We start from the raw sequence: 26,058 nt of genomic DNA, 5'->3' as shown, positions 1-26,058 counted from the left end.
GGTATTTTTTGAACAGTGCTTGCACCCCAGCATTGGCGCGGCCTACAGCCTGATTGCCAAGTTTCATAAACAGGGTTATCCACAGATTCTGTGGGTAAGTGAGCCAAAGCCAGTGGCCGCCTAGGTTGGCAGCGATTGTCTCCGCTTTGACAAGGAGAAACGTCCTGCCCCCCATTTTCTGCTGTTTTTGCCCTCCCCCCTAAATGGGTCGGATGCGACCATCCAGGGCCGGCCTTTCGACACTTTTTTTCGCCATGCCAAGCGCCATGGGTCACCCTGTCCCGACGTGGGGAAAGCCTCCCTTGATACCCTCTTCTGATCCCTAGTCGAAAATGCTGAAAAACACGTCCAATGGTGCCCGCAGCAGTAGGTAATAAATTGTCCACAGGAGTGACACGCCCGTGTCACCGGATAGCAGAAATCACTAATTGACAGCGGCACTGGCAGTGGGAAATAGAGCGATTGTCCCGTCGGTCCCCTCTCATCCCCCCGCACAAACCGAAGGCAGCGCAGTTAACTGTCTGTCAGACCACTTTGGCGCTTCTCTCTTGCCAAGGGATCCGGCACAATATCGGCCCCACTTTTTTCCTCGGTTTTTCCGGGCATGACCATAGATTTCGTGACTCTGTTACATCAAAGCGATTCCCTGCTGCTGTTCGTGGTACTGGCCTTCGGCCTGCTGCTGGGCAAGGTGCGCCTCGGCAACTTCCAGATTGGCAACACCATAGGCGTGCTCTTTACCGCGCTGCTGTTCGGCCAGATGGGCTTCCAGTTCTCCACCTCCACCGAAAATGTCGGCTTCATGCTGTTCATCTTCTGTGTGGGAATCGAAGCGGGGCCGCACTTCTTCAGCGTCTTCCTGCGCGACGGCATTCACTACATCACCCTCACCCTGGTGATCCTGCTGACCGCCCTGCTGCTTACCGTGGGGCTCGCCAAGTTCTTCAACCTGGGGCCCGGCATGGCGGCCGGGATCCTGGCGGGCTCCCTCACCTCGACCCCGGCATTGGTGGGGGCGCAGGATGCCCTGCGCAGCGGCCTGCTCAATCTACCTCATCAGACCGACATGCAGGCGGTGCTCGACAACATGGGCATCGGCTATGCCCTGACCTATCTGGTCGGCCTGGTCGGCCTGATGCTGGTGGTGCGCTACCTGCCCGCCCTTGCCCGGCTGGATCTGAACACCGAGGCCCAGAAGATAGCCCGCGAGCGGGGGCTGTCCGATAGCGAGAACCGCAAGACCTATCTGCCCATCATCCGCGCCTACCGGGTCGGCCCTGAGCTCGCTGCCTGGATTGGCGGGCGCACCCTGCGGGAAACCGGTATCTATCCCCACACCGGCTGCTACGTCGAGCGTATTCGTCGCAACGGTATTCTGGCGAGCCCGGATGGGGATGCGGTGATTCAGGAAGGGGACGAGATCGCCCTGGTGGGCTATCCGGAGAGCCATGAGAAGCTCGACGTCAACTACCGCAACGGCAAGGAAGTGTTCGACCGCAACCTGCTGGACTTGCAGATCGTCACCGAAGAGATCGTCGTGAAGAACGACTCTGTGGTGGGTCGCCATCTGGTGGAGCTCAACCTCACCGAGAAGGGCTGCTTCCTCAACCGGGTGGTGCGCTCCCAGATCGAGATGCCGTTCGATCGCAACATCATGCTGCAAAAGGGCGACGTGCTGCAGATCAGCGGCGAGAAGCAGAGGGTCAAGCTGCTGGCCAACAAGATCGGCTTCATCAGCATCCACAGCCAGACCACGGATCTGGTGGCTTTCACCACCTTCTTCGTGCTGGGTCTGCTGATAGGCTCAGTCTCCCTGGTGTTCGGCCAGATAGAGTTCGGTCTCGGCAACGCCGTCGGTCTGCTGCTGGCGGGGATCCTGATGGGGTATCTCAGAGCCAACCACCCCACAGTCGGTTATGTGCCGCCTGGTGCCCTGCGCCTTGCCAAGGATCTCGGCCTCGCCGTCTTCATGGTAAGCACAGGGTTGAAGGCAGGTGGCGGCATCCTGGATCACCTGAGCGAAGTCGGTATGGTGGTGCTCTTCTCCGGCATGCTGGTCACTACCCTGCCGGTACTGGTGGGCTACCTGTTCGGGGTTTGGGTGTTGAAAATGAACCCGGCCCTGCTGCTCGGGGCCATCACAGGCGCCCGAACCTGCGCCCCGGCCATGGACGTGGTCAACGAGGCGGCCAACAGCTCCATCCCGGCGCTCGGCTATGCGGGCACCTATGCGGTGGCCAACGTCATGCTGACCCTGGCGGGCTCCTTTATCATCGGCTTCTGGTTCTAGCCGAGCCAAGCTGATGCACGTGATTACAAGAGGAGCCTGCGGGCTCCTTTTTTCATATGAGCAGAGCATCTCTCCTGCCCATTTTTGAATAGTGGAAATCGTGCTATCGGCCTTTTCCTATCAAACCCAATAAGCTAAATAGCCCCCGAGGCGCCGCTTACACTCTATAAAACGAGTGAGGTGTACGTTATGAAACGCTTATGGATTGTCATGATCTGGCTGTTCTGCTTACTGAGTCCGGTCTGGAGTGCCGAGGCAGACAAACAGACAAGCACCGACAAGGAAGAAGAGGAACGCAGCGCCCTGATGTTCGCCAGCGATGAGCTCTCCAAACCCATGCTGGGGGATCTCGATGCCATGCTGGAGCGGCGGGCCATCCGGGTGCTCACCACCTACAACAAGACCGGCTACTTCATCTATAAGGGCGTGCAACGGGGTGTCACCTACGACGCCTTCATGCAGGTGGAAAAACGCCTCAACGAGCAACTACGCAAAGACAAGGCCATCAAGCGCAACCTCAAGCTGCACTTCGTCTTCATCCCGGTCGCTCGCGAAGCCCTGATCCCCGCCCTGCTCGCGGGGAAAGGCGACATCGCCGCCGCCAACCTCACCATCACCGACAAGCGCAAGCAGCAGGGAGTCGAGTTCAGCGCGCCCCTGATTGAGAACGTGCGTGAACTGCTCATCTCGGGCCCCCACTCCCCCAAGGTCGAGAGCGCCGCGGATCTCGGGGGCCAGAGCGTCTATGTCAGACCCTCGTCCAGCTACTACGAGAGCCTGGTAGCCTATAACGAGGCGCGCAAGGCGGCGGGTGAGCCCCTCATCGACATCAAACCCGCCTCCGAGGTACTGGAGGATGAAGATCTGGTGGAGATGGTCAACGCCGGTCTCTTGCCCTTCATCGTCATGGATGAACACAAGGCCCGTTTCTGGAAGAAGATCTTCCCCGCTATCCAGATCCACGAAGAGCCAGTGTTTCGCGATGGGGGCGTGATCGCCTGGGCGGTGCGCAAGGAGAGCACCCAGTTGCTCGCCATGCTCAATGAGCAGATAGCGGCCCTGCGGGGCAAGGCGACCGGTGAGGCCATCCTGGCCCGCTATCTCAAGCAAAACAAGTTCGTCAAGAGTGCCGCCGCCGACGCCGAGCGCAAGAAGTTCCTGCAGGTGGTCGAGCTGTTTCGTGAATACGGCGAGAAATACGACGTGGACTGGCTGCTGGTGGCGGCCCAGGGCTATCAGGAGTCGGCCCTCAACCAGAAGGCCCGCAGCCACGTCGGCGCCATCGGCATAATGCAGATCATGCCTGCCACCGGCAAGGGGTTGAAGGTGGGTGACATCCGCCAGATCGAGCCCAACATCCACGGCGGCGTCAAATACATGCGCTGGATGATAGATCACTACTATGCCGACGAGCCCATGACTCCTCTCGACAAGGCGCTATTCTCATTTGCCTCCTACAATGCCGGCCCAGCTAGAGTGGCCAGGCTGCGCACCGAGACCCAGAAGCGCGGGATGGATCCCAACGTCTGGTTCCATAACGTCGAGTACGTGGCGGCGGAGAAAATAGGGCCGGAAACCGTCACCTATGTGGGCAACATCTACAAGTACTACATCGCCTACAAGCTGGTGATGGAGCAGTTGACCCTCAAGCAAAAGGTCACAGACGCCATCAAGCAGCAGGAAGAGACAAACAAGAAGGCCCAGGACAAGCCAGCCGAGGAGACGAAGGCAACCAAGGAGAAATCCTGAGACGGCGGCTTTCCAGCCATTATCGTCAGCAGAGAGCGGGGCACTCTTCGATGTGCCCCGCTCTCTTTGTTCTTCCTTCACTTTTTCTGCCCCTTTCTTCTTCCTCCGTTCCCTAGGCATCACAGATCGTCACGGGCGTCTGGTTCTCGCAGACTCAGCCGTGACCAGAATGAACAGAATGGGCAGAACAACCTTAATAGCCATTACGGTCAGATTATTTTCCTGGTCGCAATGATTAATTAACCTCCTCGCAACAATCACAAGGAGAACACCATGTTGCAAGGAACCTTCAAGCGCACCCTGCTCTGCTGCCTGCTGGGCGCCAGCCTCGGCGTCCAAGCCAAGATAGACGAAATTCACTTCCTGATACCCGGTGGCGCCGGCGGCGGCTGGGACAACACGGCCCGGGGCACAGGCGAGGCGCTCACCAAGTCCGGCCTCATCACCACAGCGTCTTTCCAGAACATCTCCGCCGGGGGCGGCGCCAAGGCCATCGCTCACCTGATCGAGACCTCGGCCCAGTCCGACAAGACGCTCATGGTCAACTCCACTCCCATCATCGTCAAATCCCTCTCCAAGGAGCTGCCGCAATCGTTCCGGGATCTCACCCCGGTCGCCGCCATCATAGCCGACTATCAGGCGCTGGCCGTGCCGCTCGATTCCCCCTACCAGAACTGGGCCCAGTTGCTGGCCGCCTATGAGGCGAACCCCGCCAAGGTGAAGATAGCGGGGGGCTCAGCCCGCGGCAGCCTGGACCATCTGGTGGCAGCCATGACCTTCAAGAACGCGGGAGCCGATGCCAGCAAGCTGCGCTACGTGGCCTATGACGCCGGCGGCAGCGCCATGGCGGCGGTACTCGCGGGCGAGACCCAGGTGCTCTCCACCGGCTTTGGCGAGGCGATGGAAGCGGTCAAATCCGGTCAGATGCGGATCCTCGGCATGACGGCCTCCGAGCGCATGCCAGATGCCAAAGACGTTCCCACTTTCAGCGAGCAGGGCAACCCGACTGTGTTTGCCAACTGGCGCGGCTATTTCGCCTCCCCCAGCGTCAGCCCGGAAAAATCCGCCGAGTTTGCCGCCCTGCTCAAGCAGATGTATGACAAGCCGGAGTGGGAAGTGGTCCGTGCTCGCAACAACTGGACCAATCTCTATCAATCCGGCCCCGAGTTCACCGCCTTCCTCAATAGCCAGGAACAAGAAATTGGCGGCCTGATGCGCGAGCTCGGCTTCATCAAGTAACCCACCCGTGGCGGGCCAGGCCCGCCCATTGGAGTCATCATGCACCTGACCAAGGAACGGTTTGGGGGGCTGCTGTTCTTGCTGCTCTCCCTCGCCTACGGCTATCACGCCACCCAGATCCCGGGCTACCCGGGGGACGAATATGAACCCTTTACCGCCAGCACCCTGCCCTATGCCCTGGCCGGCGTCGGCGCTTTGCTCTCCCTGATCCTGATGGCCTCGCCGGGAGGCGAGCGGCTGCAAAAAGAGTCGGGCAACTGGCGACTGGTGTTCGCCTTCCTGATCCTGATGCTGGTCTACGGCGTGGCCCTGACCTGGCTCGGCTTCCTCGTCGCCACCACCCTGTTCCTCATCGCCGGCATCCGGCTGATGGGAGAGCCCAGCCTCGCCTTTGCCTGCAAGGTGAGCGTGCCCTTCACCCTCATCTTCTGGGCCCTGCTGACCAAGGGGCTCAACGTGTACCTCGAGCCGGGTCGGCTGTTCACCCAGTTGCTGGGATAAGGAGAACCCATGTTAGACGGAATCTTGCAAGGGCTTGGCACCGCCATGATGCCCATCAATCTCTTCATGGTGGTGGTCGGCTGCTTCGTCGGCACCTTCATCGGCATGCTGCCGGGTCTTGGGCCCGTCACCGCTATCGCCCTGATGATCCCCATCACCTACGGGCTGGATCCGGCATCCGGCATCATACTGATGGCCGGTGTCTATTACGGCTCCATGTTTGGCGGCTCCACCGCCTCCATCCTGATCAACACCCCTGGCTGCTCCGCCAGCATGATCACCGCCATCGACGGCTACCCCATGGCGCGCAAGGGATACGCAGGCAAGGCGCTGGCCATCGCCGCCTATGCCTCCTTCGTCGGCGGCACCCTGTCTGCCATCTTCCTGATGGTGGCGGCGCCCCTGCTCGCCAAGGTCTCCCTCTCCTTCCAGTCGGCGGACTACTTCGCCCTCATGGTGCTGGGGCTGTCGGCGGTGGCGGCGTTTGCCGGCAAGGGACAGGTGCTCAAGGCGCTGATCATGGCGCTGTTCGGCATCATGATCTCCACCGTCGGCATCGACCGCAGCGTCGGGGTTGACCGCTTCACCTTCGGCCTGCCCGACCTGCGCGATGGCTTCTCCTTCCTGCTGCTGGCCATGGCCACCTTCGCCCTGGCGGAGATCCTGATGACGGTGCTGCGCCCGGGCAAGGATTCCCGCGCCGAAGAGGCGGAGCAGATCCAGAAACTCGGTTCTCTCAAGCTGAGCAAGGAGGAGGTCAAGGAGATAGCTCCTCCCATCGCCCGCTCCTCGGTACTGGGCTTCTTCATCGGGGTGCTGCCGGGAGCCGGTGCCACCATCGCCTCCTTCATGGCCTATGGCGCCGAGCGCAACTTTGCCCGCAAGGAGAAGAAGGATGAGTTTGGCAAGGGCAGCATGACCGGGGTCGCCGCGCCGGAAGCGGCCAACAACGCCGCCTCCAGCGGTGCCTTCGTGCCGTTGCTGACCCTGGGGATCCCGGGCTCTGGCACCACGGCTCTGATGCTGGGCGCCCTCATCGCCTATGGCATCCAGCCGGGCCCGCGCCTGTTCATGGAGCACCCGGACGTGTTCTGGTCGGTGATCATCTCCATGTATCTTGGCAACGTGGTGCTGCTCATCCTCAACCTGCCGCTCATCCCCTATCTTGCCAAGATCCTGCAGGTGCCGCGCCCCGTGCTCATTCCCATGGTGCTGCTGTTCTCGCTGATCGGGGTCTATCTGGTCTCCTTCAACACCATGGACATCTATGTGATGGCACTGGTAGCACTGATCGCCATCGGTCTGCGCCTGCTGGACTTCCCCATGGCTCCCATGCTGCTCGGCTTCATTCTGGGCGGCATGCTGGAGGACAACCTGCGTCGCGCCCTGGTCATCAACGACGGCTCCCTGAGCTTCCTGTGGGAGCGGCCCATCACGCTGGGCTTCACTCTGGTGACCTTGCTGATGCTGCTGTTGCCGCTCTGGCAGTGGTGGCAGGCACGCAAGGAACCCAAGGGGGAGGCCGCCACCAGCCACTGAATTCATGAGACTCTGCCGCCGTTAAACCCCATCCAATATGAGCAGAGACCTTGATAGTGGAAGCAAACAGCAATAAAAAGAGCGCCAACAGGCGCTCTTTTTTTATGAAGGATCCCCCTCCAAAACCTCTCAACATCGGCAACTCAGTGCTGACGATAGCGCCGCTCCGGCCGCCCGACTGTGCCGTATTCGAGCTCAGGGCTCGCCAGTTGCTGACCCACCAGAAACTCCAGGTAACGGCGCGCCGTGGTGCGGCTCACCCCCACCCGGCTGCCAATCTCCTCGGCGCTGGCCCCCTCATTCGTCAAGGCCGCCAACACCCGCTGCAGGGTGAGCCCGTCGATCCCCTTGGGCAGGCCACCGGCCGCCACCTGTTGCAGCGGGGAGCCCAGCAAGGCATCCACTGCCTGCTGATCGATGTCGGCCAGTGCCGCCAGGGCCGCGCTGCTTTGACGGTACTTCTCCAAGGTGTCTCGCAGGCGCTCGAACACCACGGGTTTGAGGATGAAATCCACCACCCCGAGGCGCATCGCCTCCTGCAGGGCACTGGCCTCCCGGGCGGCGGTGAGCAAGATGACGTCGAGGCTGGCACCGGCCTGGCGCAGCTCGCGCAGCAGGCAAAAGCCCTCCCCGTCCGGCAGCCAGACATCCAGCAGCACCAGATCCGGTTTGAGGATATCGATCTGCTCTCTGGCATCGAACAAAGTCAGCGCTACCCCCAGCACCTCAAAGCCCGCCAACCGCTGCACGAAGCGACGGTGGATCTCGGCGATGGCCGGATCGTCCTCGACGATCAGGATCTTGATCACTCACACCTCCTTGGGAATGTAACAAACGACGCAACTTCCCTGCGCCGTGGCTTCGATGGTGATGGTCCCCTGCAGGGCATCCAGGGTCTTGCGCACCAGGGTGAGGCCGATGCCGTGACCGGGCTCGGCCTTGCTGCTCACCCCGTGCTCGAACAACCTGCCCGCCAACCCGGGATCCACCCCGCCGGCCCCGTCCTCCACCTCGAGGATGAGATCCTGACCGAGATCGCTCAACGCCACCCGAATGGGCTGATAGGGCGCGCCGTGGCGACGGGTCGCCTCGAACGCATTGTCGATGAGGTTGCCAAGCAGAGTCACCAGCTGGGAGCCGCTCACCCTAGCGGGAATGTCCAGCAGGCAGGAGTCGGGATCAACGATGAGCACCAGACCCAGCTCGTGGGCCCTGTGGTACTTGCCTAGCAGCAGGCCCGCCACCTTGGGTTTGGCGATGGCCCCCATCAGGAAGCTGAGCAGGGTCTGCTCGGTGGCGGCCTCCCGCCCGATGAAGGCGAGCGCCTCCTGGGTGGCGCCGAGCTCTATCATGCCGGCTATGGTGCCGAGCTGATTGTTGTGTTCGTGGGTCTGCACCCGCAGCAGATCGCTGTAGGCCTGCACCTGGGAGAGCTGGGCGCTGAGCTCGGCCAGCTCGTCCTTGCGCCGGAAACTCGACACGGCGCCGATGAGGCGCCCGTCCTGCACCAGAGGCAGGCGGTTGACGATGAGGGGCTGGCCGTTGAGTACGATTTCCTCATCATATTGGGGTCTGGGATCCTGGATGAGGGAGAGCATGCGACTGCCCGGCAGCAGCTGGTTGATGGGCTGGCCGATGGCGGCCCGGGCGGCCTGCTCGTCCAGGCGCAGCAACCGGATGCCGTTGGGGTTGAGGGAGGTCAGCCGGCCCTGCTCGTCTATGGTGAGGATCCCTTCGCGCACGGTGCGCAGGGTGCAGTCGAGCTCGGCATAGAGGCGACCAATCTGCTCGGGCTCAAACCCCAGGATGGCCCGTTTGTAGCGCCGCGCCAGCCAGGCCGCGGCGGCGCTGTTGAGCAGCACTATGAGCAGGGTGCAAAACAGGCCAAAGCGCAGGAAGCCGCGCAAGTCGGCGTCTATGTCGCGTACCAGATAACCGACCGAAACCACGCCGATAACCTTGCCCATCTCATCCCGAATGGGCCCCTTGCCCCGCAGCGCGCCCCCAATGGAGCCCTGCGCCCGGGAGATATAGAACTCCCCCTGCAGGGCACGCTGGGGATCATCCCCCACCATGGGCTTGCCGAGCCTGTCCGCATTGGGGTGCACCAGACGGCGCGCCTGCGCATCCCCGATGACGATGTAGCTGGCGCCCACCTCGGCGCGCATCCGCTCCACCAGCACATTGAGCCGCGCCCTGTCCCCGCGCTTCACCCCGGCGATGACACCGGGTTCGCGCGCCACCAGCCGCGCCACGTCGAGGGCCTGATCCCCCACCTCCTGGTAGCGCTGCTCGGAGACATAGTAGTAGCTGGCCCCGCTCAGCAGTACCAGCTGCAGCAGGCTGACCAGGCAGAGCATGAGCAGGAAGCGTCCTTGCAACCCGAGTCTCATGCCTCTTTATCGCCTCGCAGCAACTCGAGCAACAGGCTGCCGTCGCGCAGGGCCTTGTGCACCTGCACAGAAGTGGGCTTGGTCGGGTCTTCGTAAAAATGGGTGGACTCGATTTGCAGGCGCACCAGGTAATCGGCCGGCAACTGGCTCGCCAGGGATTGGTGTAGCATGGGGAACAGCAGGCGATCGGCGCGGGTGATCTCCCCCCCCAGCAGCAACTTGCCCGGATTGAGCAGGCAGATGAGGTTGGCGAGCACCCGGGAGAGGCGCCCCGCCGCCTGATGCAGTATGTCCTGGCAGAGGCTGTTGCCCGCCAGCGCCAGCTCGCACAGCTCGCGGATATTGACGCTCTCGGGCAGGTCATGCTCCTGCATGCGCTCGCGCAGATCCCGGTACTGGGCCTCCAGCGCCTGATTGGTCACCAGCGTGCAGGCGCAGCCAAAACCGCCGCAATAGCAGCGCTGGCCATAGGGTTCGAGCTGTAGGTGACTGAGATCCCCGAGCAGGGCCGACTCGCTCTCGATGAGCTGGCCGTTGACCACCATGCCGACCCCAATGTCGTTGTGCACGAACACCAGCACCGCATCGGCGCAATTCTTGGCGGCGCCCCATTCGCGCTCGGCCTGGATCCAGGTGCGCACGTCGCCGCTCACCAGCACGGGCACCTCGAACGCCTCCTGCAGGGTTGGCCCGAGCGGCCAGTTGCGCAGATCGTAGAAGGGGAAGTGCTTGACCATGCCGGAGTGGCGCTCCACCTGGCCCGGCAGACAGAGGGCGATACAGGCCAGACGCAGGGATTTTTTCGGCAAGAAGACATCGATGGCCCGCACCAGACTGGCCAGCAGGTCGGCGCGTTCATCCTCGCTGAACAGGTGGCGATGGCGCGCGAGGGAGTGCCCCGCCAGATCGAACAGGGCCATGTCCACGTAACCACGACCGAGGCGCATGGAGAGAAACTGGAAGCGGCGCTCGTTGATGCGCAGCAAGGTCTGGCGACGGCCACGCCCCACCGAGCTCTCGCCACAGGTGACGACCAGGCCGCCATCGAGCAGCTCGCGGGTGATCTTGGTGATGCTGGCGGGCGAGAGGCCAGTCAAACGGGACAGATCGGTACGGGACAGTTCCTTGTGCTCTTCCAGGCTGGCATAGACCAGGCCGTAGTTGAGCTGACGGATCAAATCGATACTGCCTTTCACGATCTCATTCATGGGATAGGGGCTGACGAAAAGAACGAATGACGCGATTTTCCCACATTCTGCGGCGATCCCCAAATTTGCCGTCTGGAAATAACCACCAGACGGCAAAAATGCGATCAGTAACGGAAGCGGGAGACCAGTTGGCGCAATTTGTCACCCGTGCCCGCCAGGGCGCGAGTGGTGGTATTGGACTCACCGGCCGCCTCGGTCAGCTCGCTGACGATCTGCTGGATGGCCACCAGGTTCTTGTTGATCTCCTCGGAGACCGCGTGCTGCTCCTCGGCGGCGGTCGCTATCTGGATGTTCATGTCATTGATGGTGCTGACCGCGGCCACCATGCTGTCGAGGGAGCTGGCGATGTGGCTCGCCTCCTGCACCGTCTCCTGGCTGCGTGACTCGCTGGCCTGCATCACCTCCACCGCCTGCTTCACCCCCACTTGCAGCCGTTGCAGCATCTCGTTGATCTCCTTGGTGCTCTGCTGGGTACGGCCGGCCAGGGATCGCACCTCGTCCGCCACCACGGCAAAGCCCCGCCCCTGTTCACCGGCCCGGGCCGCCTCGATGGCGGCGTTGAGGGCCAGCAGGTTGGTCTGCTCGGCGATGCCGCGAATGACCTCCACGACCGAGCCTATCTTGCCGGTCTCCTGGGCCAGCTGTTCGATGACGCCGGAGGCGGTGTGCACCTCCTCCACCAACCGGTTAATGCTGCCGATGGCACTGCCCACCACCTCGCGGGCGGCGTCGGACTCCCGGGCCGCGTCACTGGTGGCGCTGGCCGCATTGGAGGCGCTGGCCGCCACTTCCTGGGCGGTGGAGCTCATCTCGGTCACGGCGGTGACCACCTGATCCGTCTCCCGGCCGTGGCCGTGCATCTGCTTGTCCGAGTGCTCGCTCAGGCGATGGAGCTTCTCCACGGCGCCGAGCAGCTGATGGCTGGTCTCCCCCACCTGGCTCACCACGGATTGGATGCGCTCGACGAAGCGGTTGAAGGCGCTGGCCAGCTGGCCCACCTCGTCCTTGCTCTGCACCTTGAGGCGCTGGGTCAGATCCCCGTCCCCGTCGGCGATGTCATTGAGGGCCGATACCGCCTCCGCCAGCGGCCTAGTGACCCGGTTGCCGATCGCCACGGTCGCCGCCAGGGTCACCCCCAGGATCAGCAGAATGAGCAGCACCCCGGTCTGCAGGGAGGCGTGCATGTTGCTTTCCCGTTCGGCGCGCAGGGCCGCCAGCTCGCTGTCGATGTCATCTATATAAAACCCTGTGCCCACCACCCACTGATACTTGTCGAGCACCAGGTTGAAGGAGAGCTTGGGGGCATCGCGGCCGAGGGAGGGCTTGTTGGTCCAGTATTCGGAGTAACCATCCCGCTCCCGGGCCGCCTTGATGATCTCCTGGATGAGCAAAGTGCCCTTGGCATCCTTGTCCTGCCAGCGGTTCTTGCCCTCCACCTCGGGGCGGGTGGGCAGCAGCACAGTATCCCCTTGGAAGTCGTAGACGAAGAAGTAACCGTCGCTGCCATAGCGCAGTGGCCGCAGTATCTCTTTGACCCGCTCGCGCGCCTGTGGGCTGTCCGGCGCGGCATACTCTTTCGCGATGGCGGTCTTGGCGAGCATCAGGTAGCTGCTCAGCAGCTCCTTGCGATCCGACAGCGCCTTGTCCCGTGCCACTACCAGTTCAGATTCCAGCGAGTTCTTGGAGATCAGATAGTTGCTGAGATTGACCACCAGGGCCATCAGCAGCACGGGAAGCGCGCCCAATAACAGGATCTTCTGTTTCAGAGTCATCTTGTACTTCCTTTAGCCATTTTTATGTGGGTGTTCCGTTCCTACCAGTTCGACCTCTGGCCGAAGGGGGGCCGCTTTCGCTACAATCCCGCCACCTTATTTATCGACCCGATGAACTGACTCATGAGCCAATGTCCTTGCGGTTCCACACTTTCTCTCACCCACTGCTGCGCCCTGTTGCACCAAGGCCAGCCGGCCGACAGCGCCGAGCAGCTGATGCGCTCGCGCTACAGCGCCTTCGTGCTGGGGCTCGGCGACTATCTGGTGCACAGCTGGCACCCGGACTTTCTGGGAGGATTGACGAAAGAGCAACTCTCCCAGAGCGACACCCAGTGGGACGGGCTGGAGATCCTCACCGCTCAAGGCAGCCCGGGGGATGACACAGGCACGGTGGAGTTCAAGGCCTGGTTTTTGGAGGGGGACGAGCGTCATTGCCTCCATGAGCGCTCGCGCTTCGTGCGCTATCAGGGCCGCTGGGTCTACACCGACGGCGAGCAGGATCCGGCGCCGCTCAAGATGGGCCGCAACGATCCCTGCCCGTGCGGCAGTGGCAAGAAGTTCAAGAAGTGCTGCGGCTAAGCAGATAAACCACCGAGACCATGCACCTTGGCAGTCAAAGTGACATCAAAAAACGTCCATGGGCAGCACAAATATCCACCACATAGGCCATGAGAGGCCACAGCACAGGGGCCTCGGCCCCTTTTTTGATGCCTGCAGTGTGATAACAATCACAATTTGCTCATTACCCTGGCGTTTGTGAGCGTTTGCGAACATTATCTTGGCCCATATCAAACATTCTTGCCCCCAAAGGCGCCACACTGGCCTCATCTGGAAGAGATGAGACGGGCAAGAATGAAAAGAATAACCACAGAAGTCGTCATCATAGGCGGCGGCGCCACCGGCGCCGGCATCATGCGCGACTGCGCGCTGCGGGGCATCGACTGCATCCTGCTGGAGCGGGACGACATCGCCGCCGGCACCACGGGCCGCAACCACGGCCTGCTCCACTCCGGCGCCCGCTATGCGGTGACGGATCCGGAATCCGCCCGCGAATGCATCGCGGAGAACCGTATCCTCAAGCGGATCGCCAGCCACTGCGTCGAGGACACCGGCGGCCTCTTCGTCACCCTGCCGGAAGATGACATCGGCTTTCAGGCCAGCTTCATGAGCGCCTGCGCCCAGGCCGGCATCGACACCCAGCAACTGGATCCCCGCGAGGCCCTGCGCCTCGAACCCAATGTGAACCCGGCGCTGATCGGTGCGATACGTGTGCCCGATGGCACCGTCGATCCCTTCCGCCTCGCCGCCGCCAACGTGTTGGATGCGAAAGAACACGGCGCCCGCATCTTCACCCACAGCAAGGTGCTGGGGCTGCTCCGCACCCAGGACAGGGTGCACGGGGTCAGGGCCATCAACACCCGCACCGGCGAGGCGTTCGAGGTGGAGTGCCAGGAGGTGATCAACGCCGCCGGCATCTGGGGCCAGCAGATCTGCGAGTACGCGGATCTCGGCATCCGCATGTTCCCGGCCAAGGGCTCCCTGCTCATCATGGATTACCGCATCAACCAGATGGTGCTCAACCGCGCCCGCAAACCGGCGGACGCGGACATTCTGGTGCCGGGGGATACCATCTCCCTCATCGGCACCACGTCCAGCCGCATCGACTACCACAAGATCGATCAGCTGAGCGTGGATCCAGAGGAGGTCGAGGTACTGCTGCGGGAGGGAATAAAACTCGCCCCCGTGATGGCGCGCACCCGCTTGCTGCGCGCCTACGCCGGGGTTCGCCCCCTGGTGGCGGTGGACGGGGATGAGACAGGCCGCAACATCAGTCGCGGCATAGTGCTGCTGGATCACGCCGAGCGCGACGGTCTCAAGGGTTTCAACACCATCACGGGCGGCAAGCTGATGACCTACCGACTGATGGCCGAATGGGCCACGGATCTGGTTGCCAACAAGCTTGGCAACAGCCAGCCCTGCCGCACCGCCGAGCTCTCCTTGCCGGGCTCGCGGGAGCCGGAGAAGGTCTCCGCCCCCGGCCTCAGCGCCCCGGTCGAGGGCTCGGCCCAGTATCGTCACGGCGAGCGGGTCATCGCATTTTTCCGCGATAACCCCAGGGCCAACGCCCTCATCTGCGAGTGCGAGATGGTGACCGCCGGGGAGATCGAATACGCCCTGCGCGAGCTCGACGTGGACAACCTGGTGGATCTGCGCCGCCGCACCCGGCTCGGCATGGGTCCCTGTCAGGGAGAGCTGTGCGCCTATCGCGCCGCCGGCCTGATGCAGGAGTACGGCAAGGCCGATGGCCGCGAGGCCTGCGTCATGCTGCGCCAGTTCCTGGAGGAGCGCCACAAGGGCACCCGTCCCGTGCTCTGGGGCGATGCCCTGCGGGAGACCGAGTTTACCTACTGGATCTACGAGGGGCTGTTTGGCCTCGGTGAATGGACCACGCCCCAGCTGGTTCCCTCCCCCGACCTTACTGGGCAGACCCGCCCCGCCACTCAAGGAGAGCCATCATGAGATTCGATACCATAGTCATAGGTGGCGGCATGGCGGGCCTGTCAGCCGCCCTGCGTCTGGCCGAGGCGGGCCAGAAGACACTGCTGATGGCCTCGGGCCAGAGCGCCCTGCATTTCTCCTCCGGCTCCATCGACTTGCTCGACACCCAGGGAGATCCTCGCGCCGCCCTGCCCGCCTTTATGGCCGCGCAACCCGATCATCCCTACGCCAAGGTGGGGCTCGCCAACATAGAGGCCAGCCTCACGGATCTGCAGCGCCACTGCGCCGAAGATGGGCTGCCGCTCTATCGCGAGGAGCACAACCACCAGCGGATCACCCCCATAGGTACCCTCAAGCGCACCTGGATCTCCCCTGCGACCTGCGCCTATGTGACCGAGGCCCCGGTCCCAGACAGCCTGCTGCTGGCGACCCTGGAAGGTTTTCGCGACTTTCACCCGGCGCTGGCAGCGGCCAATCTCGCGACCCAACCGCGCTTCGCCCACTGCCGCATCCTGACCGGCGAGATCCGCCTGCCCCAGCTGGCCGAGTTCAGCCGCAACCCCCACGAGTTTCGCTCCGCCGACATCGCCCGCCTGTTTGATAGACAGCCGAACCTGCTGGCGGATCTCGCCCGCGAGATAAGCCGCATGGTGCGCGAGAGTGGCGAGCCCGCTTGCCGTCATATAGTGCTGCCCGCCTGCCTGTCCCTGGGGCTGGTCGGCCCGCGTCTGGCGGAATTGGAGAAACTCACCGGCTGCACCCTCCGCGAAGTCGCCACCATGCCGCCTTCCCTTATCGGCATGCGGATGCAGGAGGCGCTCAAGCGCCGCTTCATGGCCCTTGGCGGCACCTTCCTCACCAGTGAGCGGGTGCTGGGCGCCCGCTACGAGGGAGATAAGGTGATCGGGGTTCATAGCCAGAACGGCGACGATCAGCTGTTCGAGGCAGCGTACTTCGTGCTCGCCTCCGGCAGCTTCTTCAGCCGTGGGCTGGAATCGCGCCTTGGCGGCATTCGCGAGCCCATCTTCGATGCCGACGTGCTGAGCCTGCCGGAGCGCGACGCCTGGGCCGGTCGCCGCCTGTTCGACCACCACCCCTTTATGGGCTTCGGGGTCAAGACGGACGACAAGCTGAGGGTACTGCGCGGCGGCAAGCCACTTCGCAACCTTTATGGCGCCGGCAGCGTGCTGGCCCACTATGACCCGGTGAAAGAGGGTTCCGGCTCAGGGGTCGCCGTCGCCACCGGCTGGCAGGTTGCCGGTCATATCCTGGCAGAGGTCTGAGATGAGTCACACCTCTCTATTTACTCAAGGCTGCGCACTGGCCCACTACGACGCCCAATGCAAAGAGGGTTCCGGATCCGGGGTCGCGGTTGCCACCGGCTGGCAAGTCGCCGGCCATATCCTGGCGGGAGTCTGAGATGACAGCCCTTTCCCATGTCACCGAGGGCAGTAAACTGCCCTGCCCATCATCCCGTTGCCGCGCCATTTATGCTGCCAATCCGGCCAGGGAGGAGTAAATCATGCTACTGGATCACGCCAATCAAACCTTCGATCAGTGCATCAAATGCACCGTCTGCACCGCCTACTGCCCGGTGGCCAAGGCCAATCCCGCCTATCCTGGCCCGAAACAGGCCGGCCCCGACGGCGAGCGGCTGCGCATCAAGAGCCCCGAGCTGTTTGACAGCGCCCTCAAGTACTGCACCAACTGCAAGCGCTGTGAGGTGGCCTGCCCAAGCGGGGTGCGCATCGGCGATATTATCGCCAAGGCCAAGCACCAGTACGGCGGCATCAAGCCCGGGATCCGCGAGTTCGTGCTCTCCCACACAGACTTGATGGGCAGCATGTCCACCCTGATGGCCCCCGTGGTCAACTTCACCACCGGCCTCAAGCCCGTGAAGCAGGTGCTGGACAAGGCGCTCGGGGTCTCCTCCCACCGGGATCTGCCCAAATACTCCCAAGGCACCTTCCGGGGCTGGTACAAGAAGCAAAAAGACGTTCAGGCCAGCTATGAGCGTCAGATTGCCTACTTCCACGGCTGCTATGTGAACTACAACCACCCCCAGCTCGGCAAGGAGCTGGTGCAGGTGCTCAACGCCATGAATATCGGCGTGCAGTTGCTTGCGCGGGAGAAGTGCTGCGGTGTGCCGCTGATTGCCAACGGCTTCATGGACAAGGCCAAACAGCAGGCGGCGTTCAATATCAAGCAGATGGAGAACAGCCTGCTCGGCAACGAGATGCCGCTGCTGGCCACTTCCTCCACCTGCGGCTTCACCCTGAGGGACGAATACCCCCACCTGCTGGAGCAGGACAACCGCAAGGTGCGGGATCGCATCTCCCTGGTGACGCGGTTTATCTGGAACGAGTTCTACCGTGGCAACAAACCAGCCATGAAGCCACTGGGCTTGCACATCGCCTACCACACCCCCTGCCACATGGAGAAGATGGGGGGCGTCATCTACACACTCGAGCTGTTGCGCGCCATTCCTGGGGTCAAGGTGACGGTACTGGACTCCCAGTGCTGTGGCATCGCCGGCACCTACGGCTTCAAATCGGAGAACTACCAGACCAGCCAGGCCATCGGCGAAGGGCTGTTTGATCAGATTAATCGCCTCAAGCCTGATCTCGTCATCACCGACTGCGAGACCTGCAAGTGGCAGATAGAGATGAGCACGGCGTTCCGTTGTGAACATCCCATCCATCTGCTGGCACAGGCGCTGGTCTGACGGATGCGGATGGAAGTGGCGCATGGGTGGACGAGATGAGCACATCCCTCTCCCGCTGCGAGCACCCCATCCATCTGCTACCTAAGGCGCTGACATAAGCAATAAACACTGCCCATTTACCATCTGGATGCGCCAAGCATCCACCACACACAAAAATAACGACATAACCTAAAAACAATCACGCAGAAAAACAAAGAGCCGGCAATTGCCGGCTCTTTTCGTTTATCTCCCGTCCATCAAGGGTGTTCGATGATCAGGCTGTGCTGATCCAGCATGGACTGGAGTATGTCGTGGGAGGAGGAGCCGCTTAAGTTCCAGCCGCTCAAATCCACGTCCTTCAGGGTGATCTGCTGGGTCACCTGACCATCCCCCGCCGGGGAGACCGACAGGTTCACGTCGCTCAGGCCACCGCTACCAGCGGTAACAGAGGCAGACAGGTGATTGAGCAGGCCATCCACGCTGTTGTCGGTCACTCCCTTGAGCAGGTCCGCCAGATCGAGCTTGTCCCCCTGGGTCGGATTGAAGTCGGTGATGGTATCCAGAGCCGGTTGCCCGGCGCTCCCCTCATCACCGCTGCCCCACACGAACAGATCGCTGCCACCGCCGCCGGTCAGGGTGTCGTTGCCCTGACCACCGCGCAGCACGTCGTCCCCCAGACCGCCCAGGATCCTGTCATCACCGCTTGAGCCAAACAGCCAGTCCGCACTGTCCGTGCCGGTCAGTGTGTTGCCACTCTGACTGTGGATGTTGAGGGTCTCCGGGGTAGAACCGACTGTGATGCCTCCCGCACTCGACTCGGCGCTCAGGGTGAGGGTGTGGTCCCCCGCCGTCAGCCCGCTCAGATAGAGAGGCACCGACTGATCCATGGGCAGCAGCCAGTCGCTGCCATCGGCATGGCCCACGCTCTGGCCGTGCTCGTCCACCACCTGGGCACCGCCCAGATTCTGGATCCGCACCGACAGCTCACCCGGCGCCGGGTTGACCACGCTGGCGCTGAGATTCAGCGGCACCCAGGCCCCTTGCAGGGCATGGATGTCGTGAGCCCCGAGACTGAGCTGGGGAGCATCGGCCTCAGCCGTGACAGTGATGCCGACGGTGGAGGTGTCGGTCAGCGCACCGCCAGTGCCGGTGTTGCCCTGATCCGAGGTGGTGATGGTCAGGTTGTCCTGACCCCAGAAGTCCTTGGCCGGCTCGTAGTGCAACTGACCATTGATCAGCGCGTTGAGATCCGCAAGGGATCCCACCAGGGTGATTTCATTGGTCCCCGCCCCCTGCACATTGACGGCGCCCGCCGCCCCGAGCAGGGTCAGCACGCCGTGTTCCACCCTCAGCACCATGGACATGGGGGCACTGCCGGCATCCACGTCCTTGACGCTGATGCCGGAGAGCGACAGTGCACCGTCTTCCTTCACCTGCATTGTGTCAGGCGCCTGGTTGACCGGGGCATCGTTGACCGCTTCCACCTCGATGGGCAGCACGTCGGTATCGCTCTGGGCGCCACCGTTGCCGGTACTGCCGTTGTCGTTGGTCACCATGGTCAGGGCATCCTGGCCATTGAAGTCCTGCTCGCCCTGATAGGTGACGCCGCCGTTTAGCAGCGCATTGATGGCATCCTGCGAGCCACTCAGCACCAGGGAGCCGGTGCCGTTACCGGTGACAGTCACGCCGTTGCCTGCCACCAGGTTCAGGGTGCCGTGCAGGACGGACAGGGTCACTGTGAGGGGGCTACTGCCCGCATCCACGTCACTCACCTGCAAGCCGTGAATGACGAAGGGTTGATCCTCCTGCGCCACCTGGGGATCGCTTGGCAAGACGTTGACGGGAGCATCGTTGACCGGTTGTACCTCGATGGGCAGCACGTCTGTGTCGCTGAGCGCCCCGCCACTGCCGGTGTTGCCATTGTCATTGGTGACCATGGTCAGGTTGTCGCTGCCGTGGTAATCCGGGTTGCCCTGATAGGTCAGACCGCCGTTCAGCAGCGCGTTGATGGCATCCAGCGATCCGCTCAGCACCAGGGAGCCGGTGCCGTTGCCCACCACTGTCACCCCGCTGCCTGCCGGAATGTTGAGGGTGCCGTGCTCCACCGACAGGGTCACCTTCATGTCGCCGCTGCCCGCATCCACGTCCTGTACCTGCAGGCCCTTGATGACGAAGGGCTGATCTTCCTGCGCCACCTGGGGATCCGTTGGCAGCACGTTGATGGGCGCATCGTTGACCGGGCTGATATCCACGTGAATGGTGCCGTTGACCTCTGGGCCGAGGGCGCCGTTGTCGACGCTCTGGGCCGTCACTTTCAGATCCAGGGCGCCGTTGGCATCGTTGGTCACCAGTTCGATGGCTCCCAGCTTGGTGCCATCCGTGGTGACCTGCCAGCGACCGTTGCCAAGATCCACCACTGTGCCATTGACCCCGTTTGGCAGGCGGATTTGCGCGCCATCGGGAACCCCTTCGATGGTGACGCGCACCTGCTCGGGGCCATTCTCATGCACGTTGCCGGCACTGCCGCCGGTGGCCTGGGTATCCCGGGTCTCCAGCCCCAGGTTCAGGGTGATCACATCCCCCTCGGTGCCACTCGCCTTGGTCTCGATATCGGCGATGATCACATCCCCTATCGGGTTGACGGTGACGGTGAAGTTACCGCTGCTTCCCAGTGGGACGCTCAGACCATTGTCCAGGGTGTAAGCGGTCAGGGTGAGATCCACGCTGCCGCTGAAATCCGCCGGCGGGATCAGGGCCAGGCTGGAGAAATCGGTCCCCACGGGGATCTGCCAGACGCCGTTGCCGTTGTTGACCGCAGGGGCAGAGAGGGTGAAGCCATCCGGCACCCCGGTGATCTGCAGCCCCACTATCTGCTCGGAGCCGTCGGTGTCGACAAGCTCGGCCCCGAAGCCCCCCAGGTTGACGCTGCCATCCTCATCACCCTGCACGTTGTGCACTATGATCTTGGCCGGGTCATTGACCGGTTTGACTTCGAAGCCCACCTGGCCGCTCCAACTGCCGGTATCCGTGCCCGTGGTGGCGGTATCCAGGATATCCACGGTCACATCAAGCGGTACCTGACCGCTGAAGTGCTCCTTGGGAATAAACACCAGATCCTTGAGGCCATTGGCATCCACCACCAGGGACTGGACGGGATTGCCATTGGCGTCGAGGAAGTGGCCGTACTTGGCATCGACGGTCACGGTTACCCGCTCTACCGTCTCCAGGCCGCCATTGGCCACAGAGGGGCTGATATCCGCCAGCTTGACCGAGAGATCGAGGTGGATCTCGGTGTCTTCCAGGTTGTCCGGCTGGCCGTCACCGTTCACATCTTTCACATTCAGCTGCAGTTCCGGCATGCCATCGGCGCCGCCGTTGACGTCGACCTCAGGGGTGATGGAAAGGGTGATGTCTTGATCCACCGTCTTGGTGTCGCCACTCACGGTATCCGTGTTCACCAAGCGCACATGCAGGCTCAAATCGTCGCCGGCATAGTCTTCCGGCAACGTCAGGATGAGGTTGTCGAGATCGCTCAGCCCATTGGGCAGCTTGATCAGGTACTCGCCGTTGACGAAGTCATAGGTGAGCCCCTGCACGCTGACGCCGGGAGGCAGACCGGTGAGGACGATGCTGAGCTCGTCGTCGCCGCTATCCGCCGTGCCCAGGGTGATCATGCTCTTGAGCTGGGAACCGAAGTCGACGCTATGATCCTCCACCCCTGTGATGGGCTGGCTGTTATCCAGATCAACCGTGGCGGCCAGCTGACCCGAATTGGTCGCAGCATGGAAGTCGGCGCTGGCATTCAAGTCCTTGCGCACGCTGGCACTCACATCCCCGTCGTCACTCAAGTCGACGACCTGGGCACTCACCTTGAAGGTCACAGTGCCGGTGAAGCCATCAGGCGAGCGCAAGGCGTAGCTGCCCAGGGCATCGTGAGGCACGGTCCAGTTGCCGTAACCATCGTTGATCCCCCCTATCACCACGAAGCCCGGCGGCAGATCGCTGATGACCAGGTAGTCGATGGTCTCGACACTGCTGGGATCCAGATCTTCGAACACGAAGACATCCTGAAGCGGAATATCGTGCCCGTCCGGGCTCTCCAGCGCCCCGCCTGTCTGTACCAGATTGCCATCGGGTTCCACCACCGCCTGGATATCCACGTGCAGATTGCCGTCGATCACCTTCTGGGCCGTGGCGCTGGAGTCCACATCCACCTGAGTCACAGTCACATGACTCTGGATATTGGTGTCCTTGTCGCTGTCTTCCGGTGCCCGCACCAGCAGTTGGCCGCCGTTAAGCAGACTCTGCAGATCCGCATCGCTCAAGGTGACGCTGCCATCGCTCCCCAGGGTGAGCTGGTGAGTACCGTTGGCATCCTTGACCCAGATCTCGTAGCCAGGCTCGATGCCGGAGAGACTGAGGTGGGTCACCTTCTCGGCGCTGTCGCTCAAGTCAGGATGCCAGTTCAGCGTCACAAAATCGTCTTCGAAGCCATGGCTGGTCTTGGCGTAGTCACCGGCGTCGATGGCGGGCTCCACCTTGATGGTGAGCGGCACATCGAAGCTCTTGTGATCCCCGTCGTTCTCTGTCACCACCACGTGGCCGATGAGGTGAATATCGGCTGTGCTGTTGGGCGGCGGCTGGATCTGCAGGTTGCCCAGATCCGACACATTGACCTGATAGATGGGCTTGCCGTTGGCATCCAGACCGGCGAAGGTCAGGGTCAGCTCGTTGCCATTGCCATCGAACACCTTGGCCCCTTCCGGCAAGCCCTCCAGCACCAGGTTGAGGGTTTCGGAGTTATCGAGCGGAGTATCGACCTTCTCCCCCGACTCCAGTCTGAAGTCCAGTGGCGCCCGGCCATCTTCCGCGATGGTGATGGTGTAGCCGTTGCCTTCCGGGGTCCAGCCCGTGCTGTCCAGGTTGAAGTGCGGCTCATCCACCACACCGACCATGTCCACGTGCAGATTCTGGGAGCCAGTCTCCTTCTCGTTGACCACGGTATGGGTCTGGCCATTGGCATCGGTCAGGGTGGCGGTGTCCTTCACCACTCCCTTGATGGTGAGATCGAAGTCCACGTTGCTGTTTTTGGGCGGCTGCATCTGCAGCTCATTGATGCGATCGTAGGGCACCTCGTAATAGCCGTTCGCATCCATGACAACCGCCACGCCGCCAAGCAGCAGGGTGGCGCCGGCGGGCAGGCCGCTGATGCGCACAAACATCTGCTCCGAGCCGTCCGCAGTGTCCCCCAGATGGGCCAGCACTATCTTGCTGCCCAGGTTGAGCAGGGTGTCTTCCTTGCCCTGGATCTCGCGCACGGTCAGCTTGGCGTCATCCGCCTGCGGATTGACGTTGATCACCAGCTCTATGCTGTCGCCCAGCGCCTTGTCCTGGCCGCTCACCACGGGGGTCTTCTCGGTGCTGACCGGGGTGATGGAGAGCTTGATGTCGCCGCTGTAGTCCTTGCCAGGCACCACGGTAATCTTGTTGATGTCGCCGGCAGAGACGGTATAGACACCGTTGGCATCCGGCTTGAGCTCCTTGCCGTTCAGGGTCAGGCTGCCCTGGCCGGACTCCCACTTGATCTGGTAGCTCAGGGTCTCTGAGCCATCGGTATCCGTGAGGTTGGCCTGCACATTGAGGGCAACGCCGCTGCCATCCTCATTGATGCTGTAGTGCTTGGCGGTGCTGGAATCCCATTCCGGCTTGTCGGCGATGCCTTGCACCGTGATGGCGAGATCCCCGGTTACCGGCGGTGGCGGCGTCCCTTCTGTCACCCCGACGTCGACCTGCACCTGGAAGTGCAGCGGCTGCTTGTTGTTGCTCCAGCTCGACCAGTCATCTGCCGGTACGAAGTTAAGACCCGAGGTGCTGTAGTGAACGTTATCGCTGGTGACCATGGCCGCCGGCGGCACGATGAACCACTTGCCATCGGCCGTGGTGGTGAGCGCCACCCCGTTGTAGTAGAAGGTGCCATGAGCATTGGCGGGCGCCTGGATCAGCAGTTGGTCCACATGCTCGCCCCGGTCGAAGTCACCGATGTCGAGCTGCATGTTGATGGGAATGCCCTGGCTCGGATCCTGGGCCCCCTGATCCTCCTGCCCGGTCGCGGCGTTCACGGTGAAGCGCACTGCCTCGTCTTCCATATTGAGGGTCAGGGTGCTCTCGGCGGTATCGCCATCACCGTCCACAATCTGGGCTGTGATGACCTGGCTCAGGCTGGCGTCATCGTGATCGAAGCCGGGTCTCGGGGTGAAGCTGTAGTTGCCGTCCTCACCTATGGTCAGGGAGCCCATCACCTGCTTGCCATCCGGGCTCATCACGTCCAGGGTCAAGCTGCCGTTGAAAGCATGCACCTGACCATTGACGGTGACCGAGACGACTCTGGCGCCATCGGCCCCCTCGTTGGCGGGGGGCAGCAGATCGCCATTTACGCTGCTGCCGGTCTCGTTCAGGGTATGAGCCAGGCTGGTGCCAATCGGCATGTCATCCTGCACAGTCACTTCGACCGTCACATTGGGGCTGCGATCCCCGTCGTGGTCTGTCACGTACAGGGGTATCTCGATGCCAAGCTCATCCTTGCCCTGGGCACCGTGATCGAGCTGACCTACCAGATGGAAGCTGTAGCTGCCGTTGATGTCGAGGTGGATCCAGAACACAGGCTTGCCATCCGCCGTGCTCGCCAGATACCAGCCCGGATTGCTGTGGGCGGCCAGGGTCACATCCTTGCCACCTGAAGTGAGGTGGTTCGCCTGGTTGAAGGCCGCCACATCGAGTTCAAGAGAAGCAACCCGGTCCGAGCCGGCGCTGATGGTTACCTTGCCACCTGCCGCCTCCCCGCTTTCGGTCGGGGTGGTACCGGGGTGCTGGGTACTACTCGCATCCAGATCTGCCTCTTCGACCCGCACCGACTCTATGTTCGAGATCAGGGGATCGGCCGCATCCTTGATCACCACATTGGTATTGCCGTTGATCACGGAGCCGTCGCTGTCGGTTACCTGCACCGGCAGGGTCAGGTTGAGATCGTCACTCGCCCCGTGATCCAGATTGGTATGGACGGTTACGTCGTAGCTGAGGTGCGCCTCGGTCTGGGCCTCGATGCGGCCCGGTACGTTCGGCAGGGTGACCGTCAGCACCAGGGTGCCGCTCGTGGTCACGGCCTGGAAGCTGTGGCCGTTGCTGCCCGGTACCTCCTGCCAGGTGAGCGTCTCACCGTTATGGGTGATGGGGTTGCCGCTGGCATCGACTACCTGACCTGCAAGGGTCAGCCGCACATCCACCACGGGGTCGGAGTCCGCCTTGATGGTCAGGGTGCCGCTGGCATGTTGGTCGTCACCGGTCTGGTTGCTGCTGGCGCCATCGAAGCGCCCTTCGCTCAAGGTCACGCCGGTGAGACTCAGAGTCGGTTTGTCCCCTTCCGCGATGCTGACATTGAGGGTACCCGTGGTGCTGTCGTTGTTGCCGGCACCCTTGTCGCTATCGACCACATTGATCTTGAACGGCAGATCCGTGCTGGCGCCGCCATTCTGGTGTACCCCCTGATAGAGAGTCACCTTGTAGTCAAAACCATTGCTGGTGGCGCTATTGAGGTTGCCAGTGATCTCGACCTGCAGCACCTCAACTCGCACGCCATTGACTTCCACATAACCCCGGAGGATCTGGCTGCCCGGGATATTGGGATCCCCATCGGCCAACTCATATTTAACCTGCTGACCTAATGCCATCAGCAGAGGCTGAGAATTAGGATCGGCGAACGACACCTCACTCACTTGATCCGAGCCCGCGTTGACCTGGAAGTGGCCGGTCCCAGTCAGGGTATTGTTGCCATCGAGCCCACGCTCATCCAGATTGACGCCGGGGCCAGCCACGAAGCCAGGTGCGTTGCCATCTTTGATGACCAGCGGCAGGTCGGTGGAGACGCTGTCCCCGTCCTTGTCGGTCAGGGTCACGGTCAGCGGTAAGCCGAGGGATTCGTTACCCTGATGATCCAGCTCACCGCTCAGGGTCACCTTGCTGGTGACGCTCCAGTTACCGTTGTTGTCTACCAATTCCAGCTCGGCGCGCAGCACCTCACGACCGTCGGCCGTGGTGCCCACCAGATCGCCATTGGCATCCAGGCTGAAGGTCACCGGGCTGCCGTGACTGTTGTATTTGCCGTCCAGGC

13 protein-coding genes and 2 pseudogenes are annotated in these 26,058 nt (G+C 62.3%); 10 read left to right on the top strand and 5 right to left on the bottom strand.

Annotated features, from left to right (window positions below; translation table 11 throughout):
* Nucleotides 1–604: 604 nt before the first annotated feature.
* From CUC44_RS16310 to CUC44_RS16290, 5 genes are all read left to right on the top strand, one after another.
* Complete coding sequence (locus CUC44_RS16310; protein ID WP_100860929.1) at nt 605–2,290, top strand: aspartate:alanine antiporter; 1,686 nt, start codon at nt 605–607, stop codon at nt 2,288–2,290.
* A gap of 189 nt (nt 2,291–2,479) precedes the next feature.
* Nucleotides 2,480–4,039: an MltF family protein gene (locus CUC44_RS16305; protein WP_100860928.1), complete on the top strand. Its 1,560-nt coding sequence runs from the start codon at nt 2,480–2,482 to the stop codon at nt 4,037–4,039.
* Nucleotides 4,040–4,312: 273 nt separating this feature from the next.
* Complete coding sequence (locus tag CUC44_RS16300; protein ID WP_100860927.1) at nt 4,313–5,278, top strand: tripartite tricarboxylate transporter substrate binding protein; 966 nt, start codon at nt 4,313–4,315, stop codon at nt 5,276–5,278.
* 39 nt (nt 5,279–5,317) lie between these two features.
* Nucleotides 5,318–5,779, top strand: a complete 462-nt coding sequence (locus CUC44_RS16295) for a tripartite tricarboxylate transporter TctB family protein (RefSeq protein ID WP_100860926.1) — start codon at nt 5,318–5,320, stop codon at nt 5,777–5,779.
* Between the two features lie 9 nt (nt 5,780–5,788).
* Nucleotides 5,789–7,318 carry a tripartite tricarboxylate transporter permease gene (locus CUC44_RS16290; protein ID WP_100860925.1) on the top strand — a complete coding sequence of 510 codons (1,530 nt, stop codon included), beginning with the start codon at nt 5,789–5,791 and terminating at the stop codon, nt 7,316–7,318.
* Between the two features lie 143 nt (nt 7,319–7,461).
* Here the strand turns inward: CUC44_RS16290 and CUC44_RS16285 are convergent, their stop codons facing one another.
* From CUC44_RS16285 to CUC44_RS16270, 4 genes are all read right to left on the bottom strand, one after another.
* On the bottom strand, nt 7,462–8,127 hold the full coding sequence (locus tag CUC44_RS16285) for a response regulator (protein WP_100860924.1): 666 nt from the start codon (nt 8,125–8,127) through the stop codon (nt 7,462–7,464).
* Nucleotides 8,128–9,711, bottom strand: coding sequence for an ATP-binding protein (locus tag CUC44_RS16280; protein ID WP_100860923.1), 1,584 nt, complete (start codon nt 9,709–9,711; stop codon nt 8,128–8,130).
* On the bottom strand, nt 9,708–10,919 hold the full coding sequence (locus CUC44_RS16275) for an ROK family transcriptional regulator (protein ID WP_100860922.1): 1,212 nt from the start codon (nt 10,917–10,919) through the stop codon (nt 9,708–9,710). The genes CUC44_RS16280 and CUC44_RS16275 overlap by 4 nt, the downstream gene beginning before the upstream one ends.
* A 104-nt stretch (nt 10,920–11,023) precedes the next feature.
* Nucleotides 11,024–12,691 carry a methyl-accepting chemotaxis protein gene (locus tag CUC44_RS16270; RefSeq protein WP_100860921.1) on the bottom strand — a complete coding sequence of 556 codons (1,668 nt, stop codon included), beginning with the start codon at nt 12,689–12,691 and terminating at the stop codon, nt 11,024–11,026.
* Between the two features lie 123 nt (nt 12,692–12,814).
* Here CUC44_RS16270 and CUC44_RS16265 point away from each other — a divergent pair, with 123 nt between their 5' ends.
* The 5 genes and pseudogenes from CUC44_RS16265 to glpC all read left to right on the top strand — a co-directional run bounded on the left by CUC44_RS16265 (nt 12,815) and on the right by glpC (nt 17,915).
* Nucleotides 12,815–13,270: a YchJ family protein gene (locus CUC44_RS16265; RefSeq protein ID WP_100860920.1), complete on the top strand. Its 456-nt coding sequence runs from the start codon at nt 12,815–12,817 to the stop codon at nt 13,268–13,270.
* A 273-nt stretch (nt 13,271–13,543) separates the two neighbouring features.
* Nucleotides 13,544–15,215, top strand: a pseudogene (gene glpA, locus CUC44_RS16260) (anaerobic glycerol-3-phosphate dehydrogenase subunit A); the annotation flags it as partial.
* Complete coding sequence (glpB, locus tag CUC44_RS16255) at nt 15,208–16,473, top strand: glycerol-3-phosphate dehydrogenase subunit GlpB (RefSeq protein ID WP_100860918.1); 1,266 nt, start codon at nt 15,208–15,210, stop codon at nt 16,471–16,473. The pseudogene glpA and the gene glpB, both read left to right, overlap by 8 nt.
* Nucleotide 16,474: 1 nt before the next feature.
* Nucleotides 16,475–16,609 carry a hypothetical protein gene (locus CUC44_RS21410; protein ID WP_279627834.1) on the top strand — a complete coding sequence of 45 codons (135 nt, stop codon included), beginning with the start codon at nt 16,475–16,477 and terminating at the stop codon, nt 16,607–16,609.
* 103 nt (nt 16,610–16,712) lie between these two features.
* Nucleotides 16,713–17,915, top strand: coding sequence for an anaerobic glycerol-3-phosphate dehydrogenase subunit GlpC (gene glpC, locus CUC44_RS16250; protein WP_100860917.1), 1,203 nt, complete (start codon nt 16,713–16,715; stop codon nt 17,913–17,915).
* Nucleotides 17,916–18,151: 236 nt separating this feature from the next.
* Here the strand turns inward: glpC and CUC44_RS16245 are convergent.
* Nucleotides 18,152–26,038 (bottom strand): annotated as a pseudogene (locus CUC44_RS16245) (T1SS-143 repeat domain-containing protein); the annotation flags it as partial.
* Nucleotides 26,039–26,058: the final 20 nt, after the last annotated feature.

This window comes from Aeromonas lusitana, from assembly GCF_002812985.1.
Lineage (GTDB): Bacteria > Pseudomonadota > Gammaproteobacteria > Enterobacterales > Aeromonadaceae > Aeromonas > Aeromonas lusitana.
Note: the sequence above shows the minus strand (reverse complement) of the source record. Positions and strands in the feature narration are given on the sequence as shown.

Bases quoted from the DNA above. Each gene is read 5' to 3' on its own strand.
- CUC44_RS16310 (WP_100860929.1), top strand. From the start codon at position 605: ATGACCATAGATTTCGTGACTCTGTTACATCAAAGCGATTCCCTGCTG.
- CUC44_RS16265 (WP_100860920.1), top strand. From the start codon at position 12,815: ATGAGCCAATGTCCTTGCGGTTCCACACTTTCTCTCACCCACTGCTGC.
- CUC44_RS16275 (WP_100860922.1), bottom strand. From the start codon at position 10,919: ATGAATGAGATCGTGAAAGGCAGTATCGATTTGATCCGTCAGCTCAAC.
- CUC44_RS16270 (WP_100860921.1), bottom strand. From the start codon at position 12,691: ATGACTCTGAAACAGAAGATCCTGTTATTGGGCGCGCTTCCCGTGCTG.
- CUC44_RS16305 (WP_100860928.1), top strand. From the start codon at position 2,480: ATGAAACGCTTATGGATTGTCATGATCTGGCTGTTCTGCTTACTGAGT.
- CUC44_RS21410 (WP_279627834.1), top strand. From the start codon at position 16,475: ATGAGTCACACCTCTCTATTTACTCAAGGCTGCGCACTGGCCCACTAC.
- CUC44_RS16280 (WP_100860923.1), bottom strand. From the start codon at position 9,711: ATGAGACTCGGGTTGCAAGGACGCTTCCTGCTCATGCTCTGCCTGGTC.
- glpB (WP_100860918.1), top strand. From the start codon at position 15,208: ATGAGATTCGATACCATAGTCATAGGTGGCGGCATGGCGGGCCTGTCA.
- glpC (WP_100860917.1), top strand. From the start codon at position 16,713: ATGCTACTGGATCACGCCAATCAAACCTTCGATCAGTGCATCAAATGC.
- CUC44_RS16290 (WP_100860925.1), top strand. From the start codon at position 5,789: ATGTTAGACGGAATCTTGCAAGGGCTTGGCACCGCCATGATGCCCATC.
- CUC44_RS16300 (WP_100860927.1), top strand. From the start codon at position 4,313: ATGTTGCAAGGAACCTTCAAGCGCACCCTGCTCTGCTGCCTGCTGGGC.
- CUC44_RS16295 (WP_100860926.1), top strand. From the start codon at position 5,318: ATGCACCTGACCAAGGAACGGTTTGGGGGGCTGCTGTTCTTGCTGCTC.